We start from the raw sequence: 16,812 nt of genomic DNA, 5'->3' as shown, positions 1-16,812 counted from the left end.
TGATGCGATGGATTGATGCGTATTTTTATCAACCGACATTTTTTCAAAAGATTCTTAGTTTTCTTTTATTGCCCATATCTTTGCTTTATGCGATTGGATCGTTGGTAAGGCTTAAAGTAGGGCGATTTTATGATTTTGAAATGCCTATTATCAGCGTGGGTAATCTTGTCGCGGGTGGCAGCGGCAAAACACCTTTTATTATTGAAGTAGCAAGGCAATATGACAAAGTCGCTGTGGTATCACGCGGCTATAAACGCCGCTCAAAAGGGCTTGTCGTTGTCAGTCAATGGGGAGAAATAAAGGTAAGCCAAGATCAAGCCGGTGATGAGCCTTATTTGATTGCTAAGGAATTAAAAAATGCGAGCGTAATTGTATGCAAAGACAGAATCCAAGCAATCAAAGAGGCGAAAAGTATGGGAGCGAAGATTATCTTTTTAGATGATGGATTTCGGTTTGCTTTTAAAAAACTCAACATCATACTCCGACCTTTGCTTCAGCCTTATTTTCCTTTTTGTCTGCCTAGCGGGATTTATCGTGAATTACCGCTTTTTTATAAGAATGCGGATATTTTGGTGCAAGAGGGGAAAGATTATGTGCGAGAAGTCAAGATAGAATCTCCTACTTCACGAATGCTTTTACTGACGGCAATCGCCAATCCCTCACGCCTTGACGCATTTTTGCCCAAAGGAGTTGTGGGCAAGGTAACTTTGAATGATCATTCAACTTTTGAGAGTGCGTTTTTAGAATCTAAAATGCGAGAGTTTAACGCTACAAGTTTGCTTGTAACATCAAAAGACGAAGTAAAACTGCTTGAGAAGGGGTTTTGTTTGAGTGTGATGAGGTTAAAACTCAATATTCATTCTGATATTTTGGATACAATCACGCAGTATATAGAATCTTATAATTTGACAAAGGAGCAATAAATGCAAATAAAATTACAAAAAGGCGATAAAGCACCTGATTTTAGATTAAAAAATGCTGATGAGATTGAAATCGCTTTAAAAGATTTGCTTACTAAACGCGTGGTCGTGTATTTTTATCCTAAAGACAATACGCCCGGTTGCACGACACAAGCAGAAGAGTTTAGTGCGTTAGTAGAATCTTTTGCTGCAAAAGATACCATTATCGTAGGTATTAGCCCAGATACCCCTCAATCTCATCGCAATTTTATTGCTAAAAAATCACTCAAAATATTGCTTCTTAGCGATCCTGATAAAAGTGTCGCAACCCGATACGGAGCATATGGCAAAAAAATGATGTATGGTAAAGAAGTGCAGGGCATTATCCGCTCGGCTTTCGTGATTGAGCGTGATGGGAGTATTTCGCAGAGTTTTTATAATGTGCGTGCTAAGGGCAATGCACAGAAAGTTTTTGAATCTTTATAGAATCTGTGGATTCTGTGCTTGTTGAGGTCGCGCATTGTGAATCTTATGACAAATAAAAATGCGATAAGGAGATTGCGTTTTCAGAATCTTATTTGAAAAGATTCTGAATGAGATTTTTTGCCGCATCTTTGGCATCATCATTTTTGAGATATTTATCTAAAGCTTTATCGACTTCTTTAGTAACTGCTTTGGTTGCTTGATCTTTGATCAAATCACTCGCATCAAGCTTGATTGAGGGTTGTGAGATTTTATTAGTCGCTTTGAGATAGACATATTTGTCTTTGATTTGAAATTTAATATCTGCATTAAGGGTATCTTTGTCTAAATCCAAACTTGCACCTTGCGCAGAAATCGATGTATTATTGCTTTTTAAGCCAATATCTGTCGTAATGCGCTTTTGATCTATGAGGGCATTTAGTCCTGCATCGTCATAGATTTCTTTTGTGATGTCAAATTTAAGATATTTTGCGACTGTATCGGTAAGATCACTTTGCATCAATTTGCCATTACTGATTCGTGCTTTGAGTGTGCCTTTTTCGGAGAGTAAGTTATAGTCCAAATCGCCATTAATGCTTGAGCTAAATACAGGCTTCATTTGGGCAATACTAAAGAGCTTAAGTGTATTAATATCTGCGAGCTTTGCGCTGAATTGATTATTGTCTAAGACTGCATCAACGCTTCCACCTAATGATGTGGTGTTGAAATCTGCATAAATAGTATCAGCTATCTTTGCTTTACCTTGTGCTTTAAATTCTCCAGCAAGTTCCGCGCCTGTAACGAATTTGAGTTTTCTAAGATCAGGAATGACTGCCTCATAAGGGGCTTGAATGACAAAATCATTAAGATTGATTTGTGTCTCTTTAAGCACGACATTAGCTATATCTGATTTAAGTGTTGAGTTTGCTTTGCCTACACCCTGCGTAAGCTTGACATCAGAGTTAAGCGTGAAATTTGTGCTTGGCATATCAAGGTCCATTTCTTTTTTGATGATAGTATTGCTTGTCGTCCCTCTAAGGGCAAGTGTAGAGGTTGTAGAGATGCCCTTATCAAAATCTGACAATACAGAATCAAGATTGAGATACATCGTAGCGTATCGAGGCATATAAATCATCCACATAAGCGTATCTAAGCGGAGACTATTCACTTTAGCGTTGATTTGATAGGGTGATAGGTCTTTGAGTTGCACATTGTAGGTCGTGTTTGATGCGGCAATATCAGAGCTACCCTTGATAAACAATTCTTCCATACCTCCTTCTATCGTGCCTTTTGTGTTAAAGTTCCCTTGTATGGGCATTCCAGCAAGAGGCGTGAAAGCTGATAAGTCGCTCAATCTGATGTCATAATCACTTTGTGTGAGTAATTCTTTGATGGAAGTTTTCCCGCTTGATAGGATATTGCCAATGTTAGAATTAAAATTGAAATTATGATTAAGTATATCGGCATCAAAGAGAGCATTAAGCGTAATGACAAAGGTTGTCTTAGGCACTTCAATCTCAAAATCTTTTTGGATAAGGACACTATCAACCAAACCTTGAGTGATGTTTAAAAGCGCGTTGCCATTAAAATTCATTTCTTCATCGCCGGTAATGTCTGCATCAAGATTCAAAGATCCTCCGGCATAAGGTTTTTGTCCAATCATTGCGAGGATTTCTTTGATTTGCAGATCTTTGATGCTTGCAAGTATGGAGACAGGAGTATAATTTTGCAATAAGATTCTAATATCTGTGAAAGATTTTGCAATATCACTCGTTGTATTGATTTCAATGCGCTCAAGTGTGCCTTTGGCGGTGGTGTTGATTAAAAATGAGCCTTGTAAATCTGTGCCGGCAAGCTCTCCTAATACTGAAATGTCTTTGGCATCGACTTTGAGATTGAGGTCTAATGTTTGAGAAAAGAGTGAAAAGTCCCCCGTAAGCGAAATATCAATTTTATCATCATGCTGAATAAGCACATTGATACTTGAGATTCTCAAGGCAAAAGTTTCTAAATCAAGCTTGATAGGAGCGTATTTATCGATTTGTGATTGTATGATAGGCTTGATAATAGCATTGCCGGGTGCGGTAAAAAGCACGATAAATACGAGCAAGAATAAAGCAACAATAATGCCTAATAGTCCCAAAAGAATTTTTTTCATTTATGTCCTTTTTACTTTGAATTTTGCTTATGGTTTTAATGTGGGCATTTCTAAATGATGTTTTTTGGTCGCTAAAATGATTAAAAGGATAATTCCAGCAACCATCACATACAAAAAGGTTGGCACAGGCACAGGATCTCCTGCAGCGTAGCTGTGCATTCCCGAAAGATAGAAATTTACCCCAAAATAAGTCATTAAAACCGAAAAGAATCCTATCACTGACGCGACTGAAAAAACAAAAGGCATTGCATGCGCAATAATAAAGCGTAAATGCAGGATTATAGCATAAACACCTATGGAAATCAACGCCCAAGTCTCCTTTGAATCCCAGCCCCAGTATCGTCCCCACGATTCATTAGCCCAGATACCACCAAGGAAATTACCCACAGTGAGTAAGAATAGTCCAAGGATCATACTCATCTCGTTAATCGCAGTGAGCGAAAGGATAGAATCATCAATATGCGCTCTTTTAGGGCTGCGTAAGACAAACAATAAAAGTGTGATGATGCCCAAGATGAAGCAAAGTCCTAAGAATCCATAACTTGCAGTGATGACAGATACATGAATATTGAGCCAATAAGATTTGAGCACAGGGACAAGATTCCCAATTTGTGGGTCCATAAAACCTAGATGTGCGACAAAAAGCGTGATGCCTGCTAAAAAGCTTGATGCACAAAGCGCAAGAGAGGATTTTCTAAAGAAAACGACACCCGAGAGAATTGCCGCCCATGCGATGTAAAGCATAGATTCATAAGCATTACTCCAAGGGGCATGTCCGCTGATATACCAACGCACGATTAAAGCGATTGTGTGCAAGATAAAAAGTGCGCAGAGCATTCCATAAAAAGTGCGTAATATAAGAGGTCTCATAGGCTTATTACGCAAAATGCCTTCAATCACGATAATGAACAAAATAATGCTTAAAAGCAAATATGGATAAATGAGCTGATGAAAAGGGTTGTATCGATTGAGGAAAATTTCAGAATCCACCTTTGCTTGAGAAATGGATAATGACGAGTCATTGCTCCTTTGATAATGCCGAATCGCTTTGATTGCATTGATTGCATCTTGCCACTGATTGTTTTCAATGCCCTCATCAAAGCCTTGCTCAAATTGTTTGTAGATATTGACTAAAGTTTTACCTTTTTGGAGGTCTTTTTGTGCGATTGCGCTACTGATTGCTTCAAGCGGATAAAGCCATTGATTATTGTTTGTCGTGTTGTCAGGAAAGATTCTTAATACCTGCCCCGTGTAAATCAAAAAGGCATAATTAATTCTTTCATCGACATTTAAAAGGTCTTTCTCAAACACACCGCGATGGGAAGGATTCATTAGATTGGCTTCTTCGACATAGTTTTTAAGAATGTATTGTCCGTCTTTGGTAAAGACATCAATATATGCGATGTATTTTTGGTCAGGATCAACACCGAGAATCTCTCGAAGTCGTGGCGTTTGTGTCGCAATCATCTGGATTTGTTGCCATTCTTGAGGATAAAAAATCATACCTAAGAATGTTTGTGTCGGATTAAACCCTTTAAATGTATTCTTTTTAGTGATTTTGTGGATAAATTCATTTGTTAATGTGTGCATGGGCTTGATACGACCGCCAAAGTCTTGCACGAGAATCTGATCAAACTCTTTAGCGACTTCTTTTGTATTTTTGAGTGAAGTGATCAAGTCAGGAATATCTTTTAAGGGCGGATTGGAGAGGAGATTCTGTGTTTCAGCCGTGTTGTCTTGAGACAGCTCTTGCGTATTTTGAGCGTGGAGATAAGGTGTATTGAAAGAAAGGAGAGATACAAAAGCAAGGCAAAGAAAAGATTGATTTTTTACGAATCTGCCTAATGTCATAAAGCGTCCGTTTTTGTCAAATAAAAGCCATAATACACCTAATATCAGCATCGTATAGCCGATATAAGTAGGTATTTTCCCCGGGTCTCTATTGACTGAAAGTATGCTGCCTTGCTCGTCAGGGTGATAGGAGGATTGGAAGAATCGATAACCACCATAATCTAGGACATTATTCATAAAAATAAGAAACGAAAAGGTTTCTTTTGGTGGGTCAATCACTTCAACAAGTGAAGCGTAAGAAGAGGGCGAATGCGAACCTGCATAACGTTCAAGCTGAAAATCTTGAAGTTTGATTTCAAAAGGCAAGATGATTTTATCCGCACCCCACGCAATAAAAAACATATAATCACCAATGATGATTTTTCGCACGCTTTCTTTAGTTGGGGTTTCGTTATCGCCCCCGATCAGTTCAAAATCTTCTTTTTGTCCCATAAAATCAATAGAAGCTTGCAGTTTGTAAGCCATTTGTTGAGAATCAAAGCTTACTTCGCCGGTTTTGAGAATCAAAGGCTTGTCAAAAAAGAGGATTTTTTCATCAAGATGACGATTAAATTTGTCATTGATTTGCGTGAGAATTTTAACATCTTGGATTTGTTTGCTAGAATCAAGGGCTTGGATAAAAATATATTGATCAAGACTTGTGATAAAGTGAGATTGCTCACCCTCACGCAAACTCATTTTTCCCTCAAAACCATAGTGTCGTGTGATCCCTGCACCAATGATAATCACGATAAATGACGCATGGAGCAAAAGTGAGGCATATTTTTTGCGCTGCCATGCCTTAGAGGTGAGAAAACAGCCTATCAAAGAAAGCAAAAGCCAAAGGTGAAGCAATTCAAACCAAAATGCCCCATACACCCATGCTCTTGCTGCAATTGTGCCATAGTCATTCTCGATAAAGGTCGCAATTGCACAAGCAATAGCATAGATTGCAATCAAGACAATTACGACTTTCATCGAACAAAATAAAGTTTGCAAAACCCTTACCATTTGGCACTCCTTAATGTGATGAACGAAGCAATGTATCGATTTCTGAAGCAATTGTCGCATTTGATTTATTTTGCCATTGTCTCTCTCGCATATATTCTAAAACTTTGCGCATTTCTTTGGGTGGCAAATATCCGGGTAGTTCATAAGTGGTTGTTCCTTTGTCGTTTAAGAAAACCAATGTGGGCGTAGGACGCAAAGGAGAGGTAACATAAGTGTCCATTAAATCAGATGTAGAAAGGGAAGAAGGCTTGTCAAATTCTAAGTGGTGTATTTTGCTGTAACTGACATTGATATAATAAGGTGCAAAATATTGTTGCAAAAGATTCTTAAGTTGAGAATCTTCTTTGATGTCGGTTTTTAGTTTTTCACAATAAGTGCAGTTATTTTTGCCAAAAATCAGCAAAGGAATGCGATCATTGGCTGTAATGGTCTTAGTATCCAAAAAGACATCTTCTAAGCCTTGATAGCTTTTTTTGTCGAGATTCTCGGCTTGTTGAATATGCTCCTGTGTGAGGTTTGTGCCGCTTGAGACTTTTACTTCTTCATTATCACAACCATTGATACAAAGTAGCAAACTTACAAACAATACGCTAGAAAATATTTTTTTTTTCATTTAAACCTCGCTTTTGTGGGAATGAGAATCTTGTATATGTTCGCTAATGATGCGCAAAATTGCTTGGATAAACATTTCATCATCATTAAAACATTTGCACACACGATATTCAGGGACACCAAGCTCACGCGCTAAATTAGCATATTGGATACAAAGCTCATAAATTGTCTCTGAATTATCCACCGTGAAAGAAAGTGGATACAGAATCAATTTGTGTTTTTTGTATTTGTTTAAGGTTTCTTGTGTGCTTGGTCCTAGCCATTTCATCATACCGACTTTGGATTGATAGGCAAGGAGAATCTTTTTAAAATGGATATTTTCTTGTTCGAGAGATTCTTGGATTGCTTTGAGGTTTGCTTCGCATTCGTTTTGATAAGGATCACCTTGTTTGATACGCGACAAAGGGAGGCTGTGCGCGGAGAGAAGAAGTGAGAAATCTTGAGGGTTGTCGTTGCCTAAAGATTCTTTGATTTTTTGCACCGCACATTGAATGTATGCAGGGTGAGTAGCGTAATCACTGACAATACGAAGCTGTGGGTGAAAATCAAGCGACTTTAGTGCATTTTTTGCATCAACGATTGAAGAATAAATCGTGCTGTGGCAAAATTGCGGATACATACTAAAAAGAATCACAGATTCAAAACCTTGTTTTTTGATGTCATCTAAAACATCATAGGCAAAGGGTGCAGTGTAGCGCATCGCATAAGTATAAAAGCGTTCAGAATCAATTTCATTAAGGCGTTGGGTGATTTTGAGCGTGTGTTCAATAATAGGTGATTTGCCTCCGATGAGTTGGTAATTTTTTTTCACTTCATCTAGTCGTTGATGAGTGATGAAATTTGCAAGCATTTTGCGTCCAAACTCACTCTTGATATTTAAGATTAAAGGGTCATTAAATATCCTTTTGAGGAAAGATTCGATTTCGAAAATACTCCCCGGACCTCCCATATTGAGTAAAATAACAGCCTGTGATTTGATAGAGAATCCTTTTTAATAGCAGAGTTTAAAATTTTTAGTGATAATAAACTACTAAAGTTAATCAAGATTAAGGATTGCTTTATATTAAATAATCATAGTTAAATTTTCATTCAATTAGGAGTATATATGGAATTTGAAACCCTTGTTTTACAAGATACTTACATCAGTTTGCTTTCTTATCACAAAATTTTTACTGCTTTTTTTGCTTTGCCTTTTGTGGCTAATCTTTTGATTGTATTTTTGTCCGCAGAGAATCTTGCGGGAATGGTGAAAAAGATGTGGTTTGTTACACCCATCATTTTCTTTTTGTTGTCTGTAAGTATTTTAAGTGGCATTAATATCTGGATTTTTGGTAATATTGGTTTAAAGCTTAGCGTTATTGCAATGATGACTTTTTGTGTGTTTGTGTTTATCGGAGAGATATTTCGCTTCAAGATTCTCAAAGTCGCTAGACGCACGAACAGAGAGGCGATGCTCGGATATGTGAGATTCTGTCGGATATTATACAGCATTGATTTATTCTTTTTTATCTTGCTTTTTGCGATTGTGTAAATGCAGTTTTTGTATCACTCTTGTGCAGGCGAAGAATCAATCACGCTTGATGGAGAAGCCTTTTCTTATCTTATCAAAGTCAGACGAGCAAAACAAGGTGAAAATCTTGCTTTGCGACATTTGAGAGATGAGAATCTTTATACTTATTGTATTGCAGAGATTCAGCCCAAAAAAGCGATTTTGCTTAAACAAGGACAAAGAGAATCGCCGACTTACAAGGGTGGTGTGCATTTATTGTGGGCAATTATTGAGCCAAAAGTGATTGAAAAAACACTCCCTATGCTCAATGAGTTGGGTGTGTCCCAAATCAGTTTTTTCTATGCTGATTATTCCCAGCGTCAATTTAAGCTTTCTTTGGAGCGTATGCACAAGATTCTGATTAATTCTTGCCAACAATGCGGACGAAGCCATTTGATGAAGATAGAAATGCTGAAAGATTTTGCGCAAGTTTGCGAGATTTATCAGGATTTTTATGCTTTTGATTTTGGAGGAAATGACATTAAGGAAGTAGATTTTACGACTTTGCCATATTTGCGTGTGATGATTGGTGCAGAAGGAGGATTTAGTGCGCAGGAACGGGCTAGATTCTCAAAAGTTATCACCTCTAATGATCAGTTGATCTTACGCAGCGAAAGTGCGAGTGTATTGATTGCTGCTTTAGCAAGGCTTAGGAACACATAAGGTTTTAAGAATTTTAAATTATCAAGTAAAGGATTGTATGATGAAAGTGGGAATTGTAGGATTGGGCTTGATGGGAGGCTCAATGGGCTTGGCACTCAAAAAGACACAACGATTTGAGCGAATCTTGGGCTATGATATTAATCCGATTCATTTGCAACAAGCTCTTTCTTTGGGACTTGTTGATGAATGCGTAAGCTTGCAAGAGATTTTCAAATGCGATGTGATTTTTTTAGCTGTGCCTGTTGATGGAATCGTCAAGATTCTATCAGAGATTGACGCAGAATGTGTGAATCCAAACACAACGATTATTGATCTTGGCGGGACAAAATCTCAAATCAATCATTCTATCTCCCCTGCTTTGCGCTCTTTGTTTGTGGGCGCACACCCGATGTGTGGGACGGAGTTTTTTGGACCTAAGGCAGCGTTTGATACGCTTTATCATGATAGTATCGTGATTTTGACAGATTTAGAACAAAGTGGGGCATATCAAGCTGAACTCGCTAAAGATCTTTTTATCGCTATTGGTATGAAGATCGTCAAAATGGATAGTATTTCGCACGATAAACATATTGCCCTTATTTCTCATATGCCACATATTATCAGCTATGCTCTTGCAAATGCTGTGCTTGCGCAAGAAGATCCTCAAACGATTTTGGCTTTGGTAGGAGGTGGATTCCGATCAATGAGCCGACTTTCCAAAAGCTCACCGGCGATGTGGAAAGACATTTTCAAGCAAAACAAAGAAAATGTGCTCCATTCAATCGCGTATTTTCAAGATAAACTCACCGAAGCAAAGGAATTTATTGAGGGAGAAGATTGGGAAGGTTTAGAGGCATTTATGGCGCAAGCAAATACTTTGCAAAAATTTTTATAATTATGAGATAGGTTATTAAGTAATTTCTAATATAATCACGATTTATTCTTGAGAGGGTGAATTTTAATGAAACAAATCTATTTGTTTGTATTGTTGCTGTTACTTGGAGTGTGGAGTGTGGGTGAAGCACAAGAAATCCGCGACATTAAATATCAAGGCAGCTCCTCTATTTCTAATGTTTTAGCCGATGAGATTGCTCGTATCAAGGTAGGCGATGAATTTGATATTGAAAAAATCGACAAGGCGGTTAGAGCTTTTTATGCGCAAGGATATTTTGAAGATATTTATGTTGATTTTAGCGATGGTGTCTTGGTTTTTTATTTCAAGCAAAAGCCTTTGATTGCAAGTGTTGAAATTAAAGGCTATGGAAGTGAGCAAGAAAAAGAAACGCTTTATTCGCAAATTGGCATTAAAAAGGGCGATAGTTACGATGAAGTCAAGCTTGATCGGGCTAAAGTTATCATCAAGACAATTTTAGAATATCAAGGTTATTATGGGACGGTGGTAGAATCTGATATTGCAGAAGTCGGGGATAATGCCTACGCAATCACTCTTAATGTCAATCAAGGTGAAAACATTGTGATTAAAAAAGCCCAATATGATGGGCGTGAGAAGCTTAAAGTCAAAGATTTAGAAGAGCTTAGTGCCAACCGCGCAAAACAATTTATGGGCTGGATGTGGGGACGCAATGATGGTAAGCTCAAATTAGCAGAGTTAGAATTTGATGGTATGCGGATTCAAGATGCCTATATGCGCAAAGGTTTTCTTGATGCAAGTGTTTCTCAAGCATTCCTTGATGCGAATCTTAATGACTACACAGCGAATCTGTATTACAAGATTACAGAGGGTGAGCGTTATAAAGTGTCAAGCATACAAATTGTGCTGCATGTCCCTGTGATTGAAGAAGAGGCGTTGCGTAAAGCCTTAAAAGTCAAAGAGGGAGTTTATTTCAATATCGAGGAAGTGCGAGCTGATGTAGAGATTATCCGACAAAAGATTGCGGATTTGGGTTATGCCTTTGTGCGTGTGAATCCGGATCTTGATAAGAATGCTGAAGATTCTACCGTGAAAGTGATTTATCTGATACAAGTAGGACAAAAAGTCAAGATTAATGATGTCCTCATATCAGGCAATGCGCGCACAGCTGATAGAATCATTCGGCGTGAGTTGCTATTAGCACCCGGTGATACCTATAAGCTTTCTTCTCTTGCAGAATCTGAAAATGCGCTAAGGCGGTTGGGATATTTTGATAAAGTCAAGATTGAAGAAAGGCGTGTGAGTGAAGATTCTCTTGATTTGCTTGTGAGCGTGGAAGAAGCACGCACAGGGGAATTTATGGTTGGGCTAGGCTATGGGAGCTATGATAAGCTTATGGTGAATGCCTCTATCAGAGAAAGGAATCTCTTCGGCACAGGGCAAAGTGCGCAAATCTATGCGGATTGGAGTTATCGAAGGCAGCTTGTGAATCTCACATTGAGCAATCCTCGCGTGCTTGATAGCAAATACAGCATGTCATTTAGCGGGTATCACTCATTGTATTGGAATTGGGATTATCGCGAACAAACGACAGGTTTTTCAATCACAGGCGGACGATTGCTTACCAACACTTTGCGTGCATCTTTAGGTTATACGCTTTCAACCACAGGTATTTTGGATTATTATAATGCTAGTCTTGAAAGCCTTTACAAAAAGTATTTTACGATTGACAGACCTTTGAAAAGCTCCATTAGCCCGAGTCTGTATTTTGACAATACCGATGACTATTATTTCCCTAAAAATGGCGCGATTGTCTCCGCATATATCGAACAAGCAGGGCTTGGTGGCGATGAAAAATTTACAAAAATCTATGGCAAGGCGGCATTATATTATCATCTTAAAAGTCTTTTGAGCATTGACTTGATTGCGCGTTACAAGGCACAAGCAGGAGCGATTATCGATGAAGGTTATGTGCCTATCACAAGTAAGTTTTATATGGGGGGGATTTCAAGCGTAAGAGGTTATCAAGTCAGCTCTTTGACACCTAGAGATGAAACCGGGCAGATTCGTATCGGGGGGAATTATATGATGACGCATTCGTTTGAGTTAAGCTATGGGCTTTTGGAAAAGGCTCAAATGCGCGTGGCTTTCTTCTTTGATTATGGTATGATTGGTGAAGCAAGGCTCACTGATGTTACGCGTTCTTCGTGGGGTGTAGCTATCGAGTGGGTAAGCCCAATGGGTCCTATTGTGCTTGTTTTCCCTCAACCTATCAATCCCCAACCCAACGATCGGACTTCACGATTTGAATTTACAATGGGGACGAGATTCTAAGAAGATTCTAGATTTTAACATTGTTATTTTAAGGAGTAAAAAAGTGAGTGCAAAGATTGATCTTGCAAAGCGTGTGAGTAATGATGAGATTCTCGATTTGATGAAAAATGCGAGTTTAAGAGAATTAGGCGTTATGGCAAATGCAGTTAAAGCAAAGCTCCACGCAGATAAAATTACGACTTTTGTCGTGGATAGAAATATTAATTATACTAATATCTGCTGGGTGGATTGTAAATTTTGTGCGTTTAAGCGCAAAATCGATCAAGATGGTGTGTATATCTTGAGCTTTGATGAAATTGATGCCAAAATCGAAGAGCTTTTGAGTATCGGTGGGACGCAGATTCTCTTTCAAGGGGGCGTGCACCCAAAACTCAAAATCGAATGGTATGAAGAGCTTGTCTCACATATCGCAAAAAAATACCCAATGATCACTATACATGGTTTTTCAGCGATTGAGGTTAATTATATCGCAAAAGTATCACACATTTCTATCCCTGAAGTTTTAAAACGTCTTCAAAAAGCAGGTCTTTCTTCTATTCCGGGCGCGGGCGCGGAGATTCTAAGTGATCGTGTGCGTGATGTGATTGCTCCTAAAAAACTTGACACACGAGAATGGCTAGAAGTGCATCGTGAAGCGCATAAAATCGGTATGAAAAGCACCGCAACAATGATGTTTGGCAGTGTCGAAAATGATGAAGATATTGTGGCGCATTGGGATTGTTTGCGCCAACTTCAAGATGAGTATCAAGGTTTTCGTGCTTTTATTTTGTGGAGTTTTCAGCCGGATAATACACCTCTGCAAAAAGAAATGCCCCATATTCACAAGGCTTCATCGAATCGGTATTTGAGGCTTTTAGCGTGCAGTCGGATTTATTTGGATAATTTTAGAAATATTCAAAGCTCTTGGGTTACGCAAGGTTCATATATTGGACAACTTGCCTTACTTTTTGGGGCAAATGATTTGGGTTCTACAATGATGGAAGAAAATGTCGTCTCATCGGCGGGCGTGTGTAACTCAATGAATCAAGAAGAAATGATTGAATTGATTAAAGATGTGCAAGAATATCCCGCTAAACGCAATACCGCTTATGAAATTTTGGAGAGATTCTAAGATTTAAACAAGGAGATTCTAGTATGAAACGATTTTTAACTTTCATCGGGATAAGTTTATTATGGATAGGAGGCTGTATGAATGCACAAGAAGCAAAGTTAAGTTCTGTGAATATCAATGGTGTAGATGTGCCTTTGATCTTTGAGCACAGCAAGATTCTGCCTGTGGGTGAAGTGCAAATCGTTTTTGTCGGCGGGGCGGCTGATGGTGAAAAAAGAGGGTTAGGCGTTTTAAGTGCAAAGATGCTTAATGAAGGCACAAAAACGCTCGGCAATGTTGGATTTGCCCAAAAGTTAGAATCTAAAGCGATTGGTCTGTCTGCAGGTGCGGGATTACAGACTTTGAGCCTTAACCTTTCATTCTTGAGCGAATATCAAGATATGGCTTTTGCATCACTCAAGGAGCTTTTGAGCGATCCTAATCTCACCCCCCATACTTTGCAAAAAATCAAAACCCGCACACAAAGTAAAATCGCACGCAAACAAGATGATTTTGATAGTGTCGCACAAGAGAATCTCAATCGGATTCTGTTTAAAAACACACCGATACAAGAGCCATTGATAGGTGATAAAGAAAGCATCAATGCGATTAGTCTTAAAGAAGTGGAGCATTACTTGAACCGCAATCTTGTGCTTAGTCGGCTTATCATTGTCGCAGGTGGCGATATGCAAGAAGAAGCTTTCAAGCAACAAATACAAAAGGCTTTAGCACATTTGCCAAAGGGTGAATCCAAAGCGCGACTTTCTTTTAAGGCGCACGATAAGGCGGATTCTATCACGATTACAAAACCGACACAACAAGCTTTTGTGTATTTTGGCTCACCTTTTGATGTCGCAGATCAGTCGCAAAACTATATCGCAAAGGTGATGAGCTTTATTTTAGGCTCTTCTGGCTTTGGCTCAAGAATGATGGAAGAAGTGCGTGTCAAAAAAGGCTTGGCTTATTCAGCTTCTATGCGTGTAAATGTCGGGGGTGTGGTGGATTACACAAGCGGACATTTGCAAACACAGCTTGAGAATAAAGATGAAGCGATTAAAGTCGTTAAAGAAGTCGTAGCAGACTTTGTCAAAAATGGCGCGACACAAGAAGAGCTTGATAGCGCAAAAGCATTTTTGCTCGGCAGTGAGCCATTGCGTGAGGAGACACTTTCTCAACGACTAGGGGCGAAGTTTTCGTATTATTTTCGTGGGTTGCCTTTGGATTACAACAAACGCGAGTTAGAATCAATCAAAGCCCTTGATTTGCAGACGCTTAATGCCTATATCACATCGCATCAAGAGATTTTGCAGATGAGTTTTAGTATAGTCGATGCACGGCCAAATGAGAAAAAATAAATCTTAAAAAACGGAGAAAATGCGAAAATATGGGTGTTCTCCAAAAGCCATAAGGCTTTGGAGATTTTACCAATCCGCCTTAAAGCTAATCCAATAGTTTCGAGCAGGGAGGATTCGTTGGTAGGGATTCATATAGCTTGTGCCTCTGCCACTATTATATGAAATCAAGTCATCATAAAACTTCACATCAAAGAGATTATTGATTGCAAAAGTTAAAGCGTAGTTTTTATTAAACTTATAAGTCGCAGCAAGATCTACTAACTGATAGTTTCGATAGTATTTCCCGACTAGTCCTCTTGCGCTTGTTGCCAAAGAGCTAGCTGCGACTGCAGAAGTAGGCGTTTGGAGATTCCCCGTCCAGCGCAAGTAAGCATTGAAATTCTTATATGTGTAGCTGGGCTTAATCGTGAATTTATGCTTAGGGATATTATTAACCGGTTCGCCGACTAGGTATTGTTGGTTTGCATTAGATACCTTTAAAGTCTTGCTATAAGTGAATCCATAGCTTGCATCAAGGGTAAGTCCATAGAATGGTTTTGTTTGGAGGCTCGCCTCTGCTCCTGTAACCATTGCACTATCGAGATTACGATAGAAGGTGCACCCTGCCCCACTTGTGCATTGTATGCCATTGACGGTCTCATCATTTTGTGCACTTACGCTTGAGATTTTGTTATTAAAATCTGTATAGAATCCTGTGAGGATAATGAATGCAGGTGTAGTGTCTAAAATCGCACTTAGTTCATAGCTCACGCTTTGCTCGGGTTTTAAGTCTTTATTTCCATAGACATAAACATTAGTAGAGGAATTTACAGTGTAACCATCATACAAATAGCTAAGCTGTGGCACTTTTACCCCCGTAGCTATACCGGCTTTAAAAGTCAGCCAATCGGTAGGATTATAATTCACATAGAATCGCGGATTAGGGATTGCGTTAAAAATATCAGAATAATTGTATCGTAATCCTAGTGTCGCACTCACATAGCGATTGATAAGGTATTCCCCCTCGGCAAAGATAGCGACTTGATTCATATGCTTATTAGAAGAAGTGGTTTGGAGATTTTCATACATATAATACAACCCACCATTAAAGATCAATGCTCCCGCTTTGCCAAAGTCAAAGTCATTATTGTAGGTGGATTGAAAAACTGCATCACGATTGTATGTCCCAGTGTCCCATCTTACACCATCACCTCGTGATGACCCCGGCTGTAATCCAGCCCAACCACTTGTCAATCGACTACTATCAAAATGTGGAAACATCATTGTTTCGGTGTATTGTGCATAGGTATTGAGCTTCCCCCAGTGATAGTTTGCATCGTGATTAAGGACACTATTAATCTTATAAAATTCTCTCACAGCGGTGTAGCCATCAGATGAGGTATTTAATGTCCCTTGACGCGTGAAAAAGAGTTCAGTATCGATATAAAAGTCATTGTGTTCGTTAAGTGTCCAGTTTAACCGCCCTCCAGCATTCCAGTTTGTGTAGCCTGTGGCACTCCAGCCAAGATAGGGATTGGTGGTAGAGCAACTTTTAGCATTGCAATATGTAGGGCTATCGGGACCAAAGCCGGGTTTGTAAAAAGCATTTTGATCGCCATATTTATAACCTCCGCGGAGATTAAGGGATAGCACATTTTCAATCAAAGGTGTTGTGAGGTAAGCATTTGCCCCGTATTGATTCCCAAAGGTATTGGGGTGTTGGGATAAGTCTGTCTCAAGTTGCACACCTGCAGTTGTTCTATTAGAGTGTTTTTTCGTGATAATATTAATCACCCCTCCCATCGCATCAGAGCCATAAATCACAGAAGCAGGACCACGAATCACTTCGATGCGTTCAATCATTTCAGGTGGTGGCATAAAGGAAGAATGGACACCATTAAAACCATTGGCGTCAAAGCCTTGAGCGACATTTTGCCGCTTGCCATCGATAAGTATCAGTGTATAGGCAGAGCCTAAACCTCTCATAGAGATCGTATTACCACCGGTTTTGGAGGATTCT

14 protein-coding genes are annotated in these 16,812 nt (G+C 39.0%); 8 read left to right on the top strand and 6 right to left on the bottom strand.

The window, feature by feature from the left end; translation table 11 throughout:
• Window positions 1-2 precede the first annotated feature (2 nt).
• The gene (locus LS68_RS08675) at window positions 3-923 is read left to right on the top strand and encodes a tetraacyldisaccharide 4'-kinase (protein ID WP_034373465.1); all 921 of its coding nucleotides are present in this window, start codon (window positions 3-5) and stop codon (window positions 921-923) included.
• Window positions 924-1,385: a peroxiredoxin gene (locus tag LS68_RS08670; protein ID WP_034373468.1), complete on the top strand. Its 462-nt coding sequence runs from the start codon at window positions 924-926 to the stop codon at window positions 1,383-1,385.
• Here the strand turns inward: LS68_RS08670 and LS68_RS09955 are convergent.
• From LS68_RS09955 to hemH, 5 genes are read right to left on the bottom strand one after another with little or no spacing between them, the layout of a single operon-like run.
• Complete coding sequence (locus LS68_RS09955; protein WP_277872323.1) at window positions 1,380-1,511, bottom strand: hypothetical protein; 132 nt, start codon at window positions 1,509-1,511, stop codon at window positions 1,380-1,382. The genes LS68_RS08670 and LS68_RS09955 overlap by 6 nt on opposite strands.
• Window positions 1,474-3,519, bottom strand: coding sequence for a hypothetical protein (locus LS68_RS08665; RefSeq protein ID WP_034373471.1), 2,046 nt, complete (start codon window positions 3,517-3,519; stop codon window positions 1,474-1,476). The genes LS68_RS09955 and LS68_RS08665 overlap by 38 nt, the downstream gene beginning before the upstream one ends.
• Before the next feature lie 27 nt (window positions 3,520-3,546).
• Window positions 3,547-6,360: a cytochrome c biogenesis protein CcsA gene (gene ccsA, locus LS68_RS08660; RefSeq protein WP_034373474.1), complete on the bottom strand. Its 2,814-nt coding sequence runs from the start codon at window positions 6,358-6,360 to the stop codon at window positions 3,547-3,549.
• 10 nt (window positions 6,361-6,370) lie between these two features.
• The gene (locus LS68_RS08655; RefSeq protein ID WP_034373478.1) at window positions 6,371-6,973 is read right to left on the bottom strand and encodes a thioredoxin family protein; all 603 of its coding nucleotides are present in this window, start codon (window positions 6,971-6,973) and stop codon (window positions 6,371-6,373) included.
• A complete protein-coding gene (gene hemH, locus LS68_RS08650) occupies window positions 6,974-7,933 on the bottom strand; it encodes a ferrochelatase (RefSeq protein WP_277872325.1) in 960 nt (319 codons plus the stop codon). It abuts the gene before it with no gap.
• Between the two features lie 144 nt (window positions 7,934-8,077).
• Here hemH and LS68_RS08645 point away from each other — a divergent pair, with 144 nt between their 5' ends.
• The 6 genes from LS68_RS08645 to LS68_RS08620 all read left to right on the top strand — a co-directional run bounded on the left by LS68_RS08645 (window position 8,078) and on the right by LS68_RS08620 (window position 14,813).
• On the top strand, window positions 8,078-8,503 hold the full coding sequence (locus LS68_RS08645; RefSeq protein WP_034373485.1) for a hypothetical protein: 426 nt from the start codon (window positions 8,078-8,080) through the stop codon (window positions 8,501-8,503).
• Window positions 8,504-9,184 carry a 16S rRNA (uracil(1498)-N(3))-methyltransferase gene (locus tag LS68_RS08640; protein WP_034373489.1) on the top strand — a complete coding sequence of 227 codons (681 nt, stop codon included), beginning with the start codon at window positions 8,504-8,506 and terminating at the stop codon, window positions 9,182-9,184.
• Between the two features lie 40 nt (window positions 9,185-9,224).
• Complete coding sequence (locus LS68_RS08635; RefSeq protein WP_034373492.1) at window positions 9,225-10,058, top strand: prephenate dehydrogenase; 834 nt, start codon at window positions 9,225-9,227, stop codon at window positions 10,056-10,058.
• 66 nt (window positions 10,059-10,124) lie between these two features.
• Complete coding sequence (gene bamA / locus LS68_RS08630) at window positions 10,125-12,368, top strand: outer membrane protein assembly factor BamA (protein ID WP_034373496.1); 2,244 nt, start codon at window positions 10,125-10,127, stop codon at window positions 12,366-12,368.
• A 43-nt stretch (window positions 12,369-12,411) separates the two neighbouring features.
• Window positions 12,412-13,479 carry a dehypoxanthine futalosine cyclase gene (locus LS68_RS08625; protein WP_034373501.1) on the top strand — a complete coding sequence of 356 codons (1,068 nt, stop codon included), beginning with the start codon at window positions 12,412-12,414 and terminating at the stop codon, window positions 13,477-13,479.
• Window positions 13,480-13,502: 23 nt separating this feature from the next.
• A complete protein-coding gene (locus tag LS68_RS08620) occupies window positions 13,503-14,813 on the top strand; it encodes a pitrilysin family protein (protein ID WP_241993728.1) in 1,311 nt (436 codons plus the stop codon).
• Window positions 14,814-14,879: 66 nt separating this feature from the next.
• Here the strand turns inward: LS68_RS08620 and LS68_RS08615 are convergent.
• The coding region (locus LS68_RS08615; RefSeq protein ID WP_138091418.1) for a TonB-dependent receptor at window positions 14,880-16,812 on the bottom strand (1,933 nt) is incomplete at its 5' end.

The organism is Helicobacter sp. MIT 05-5293, assembly GCF_000765665.2.
Lineage (GTDB): Bacteria > Campylobacterota > Campylobacteria > Campylobacterales > Helicobacteraceae > Helicobacter_C.
This window is presented reverse-complemented; position numbering and strand designations above follow the sequence as displayed.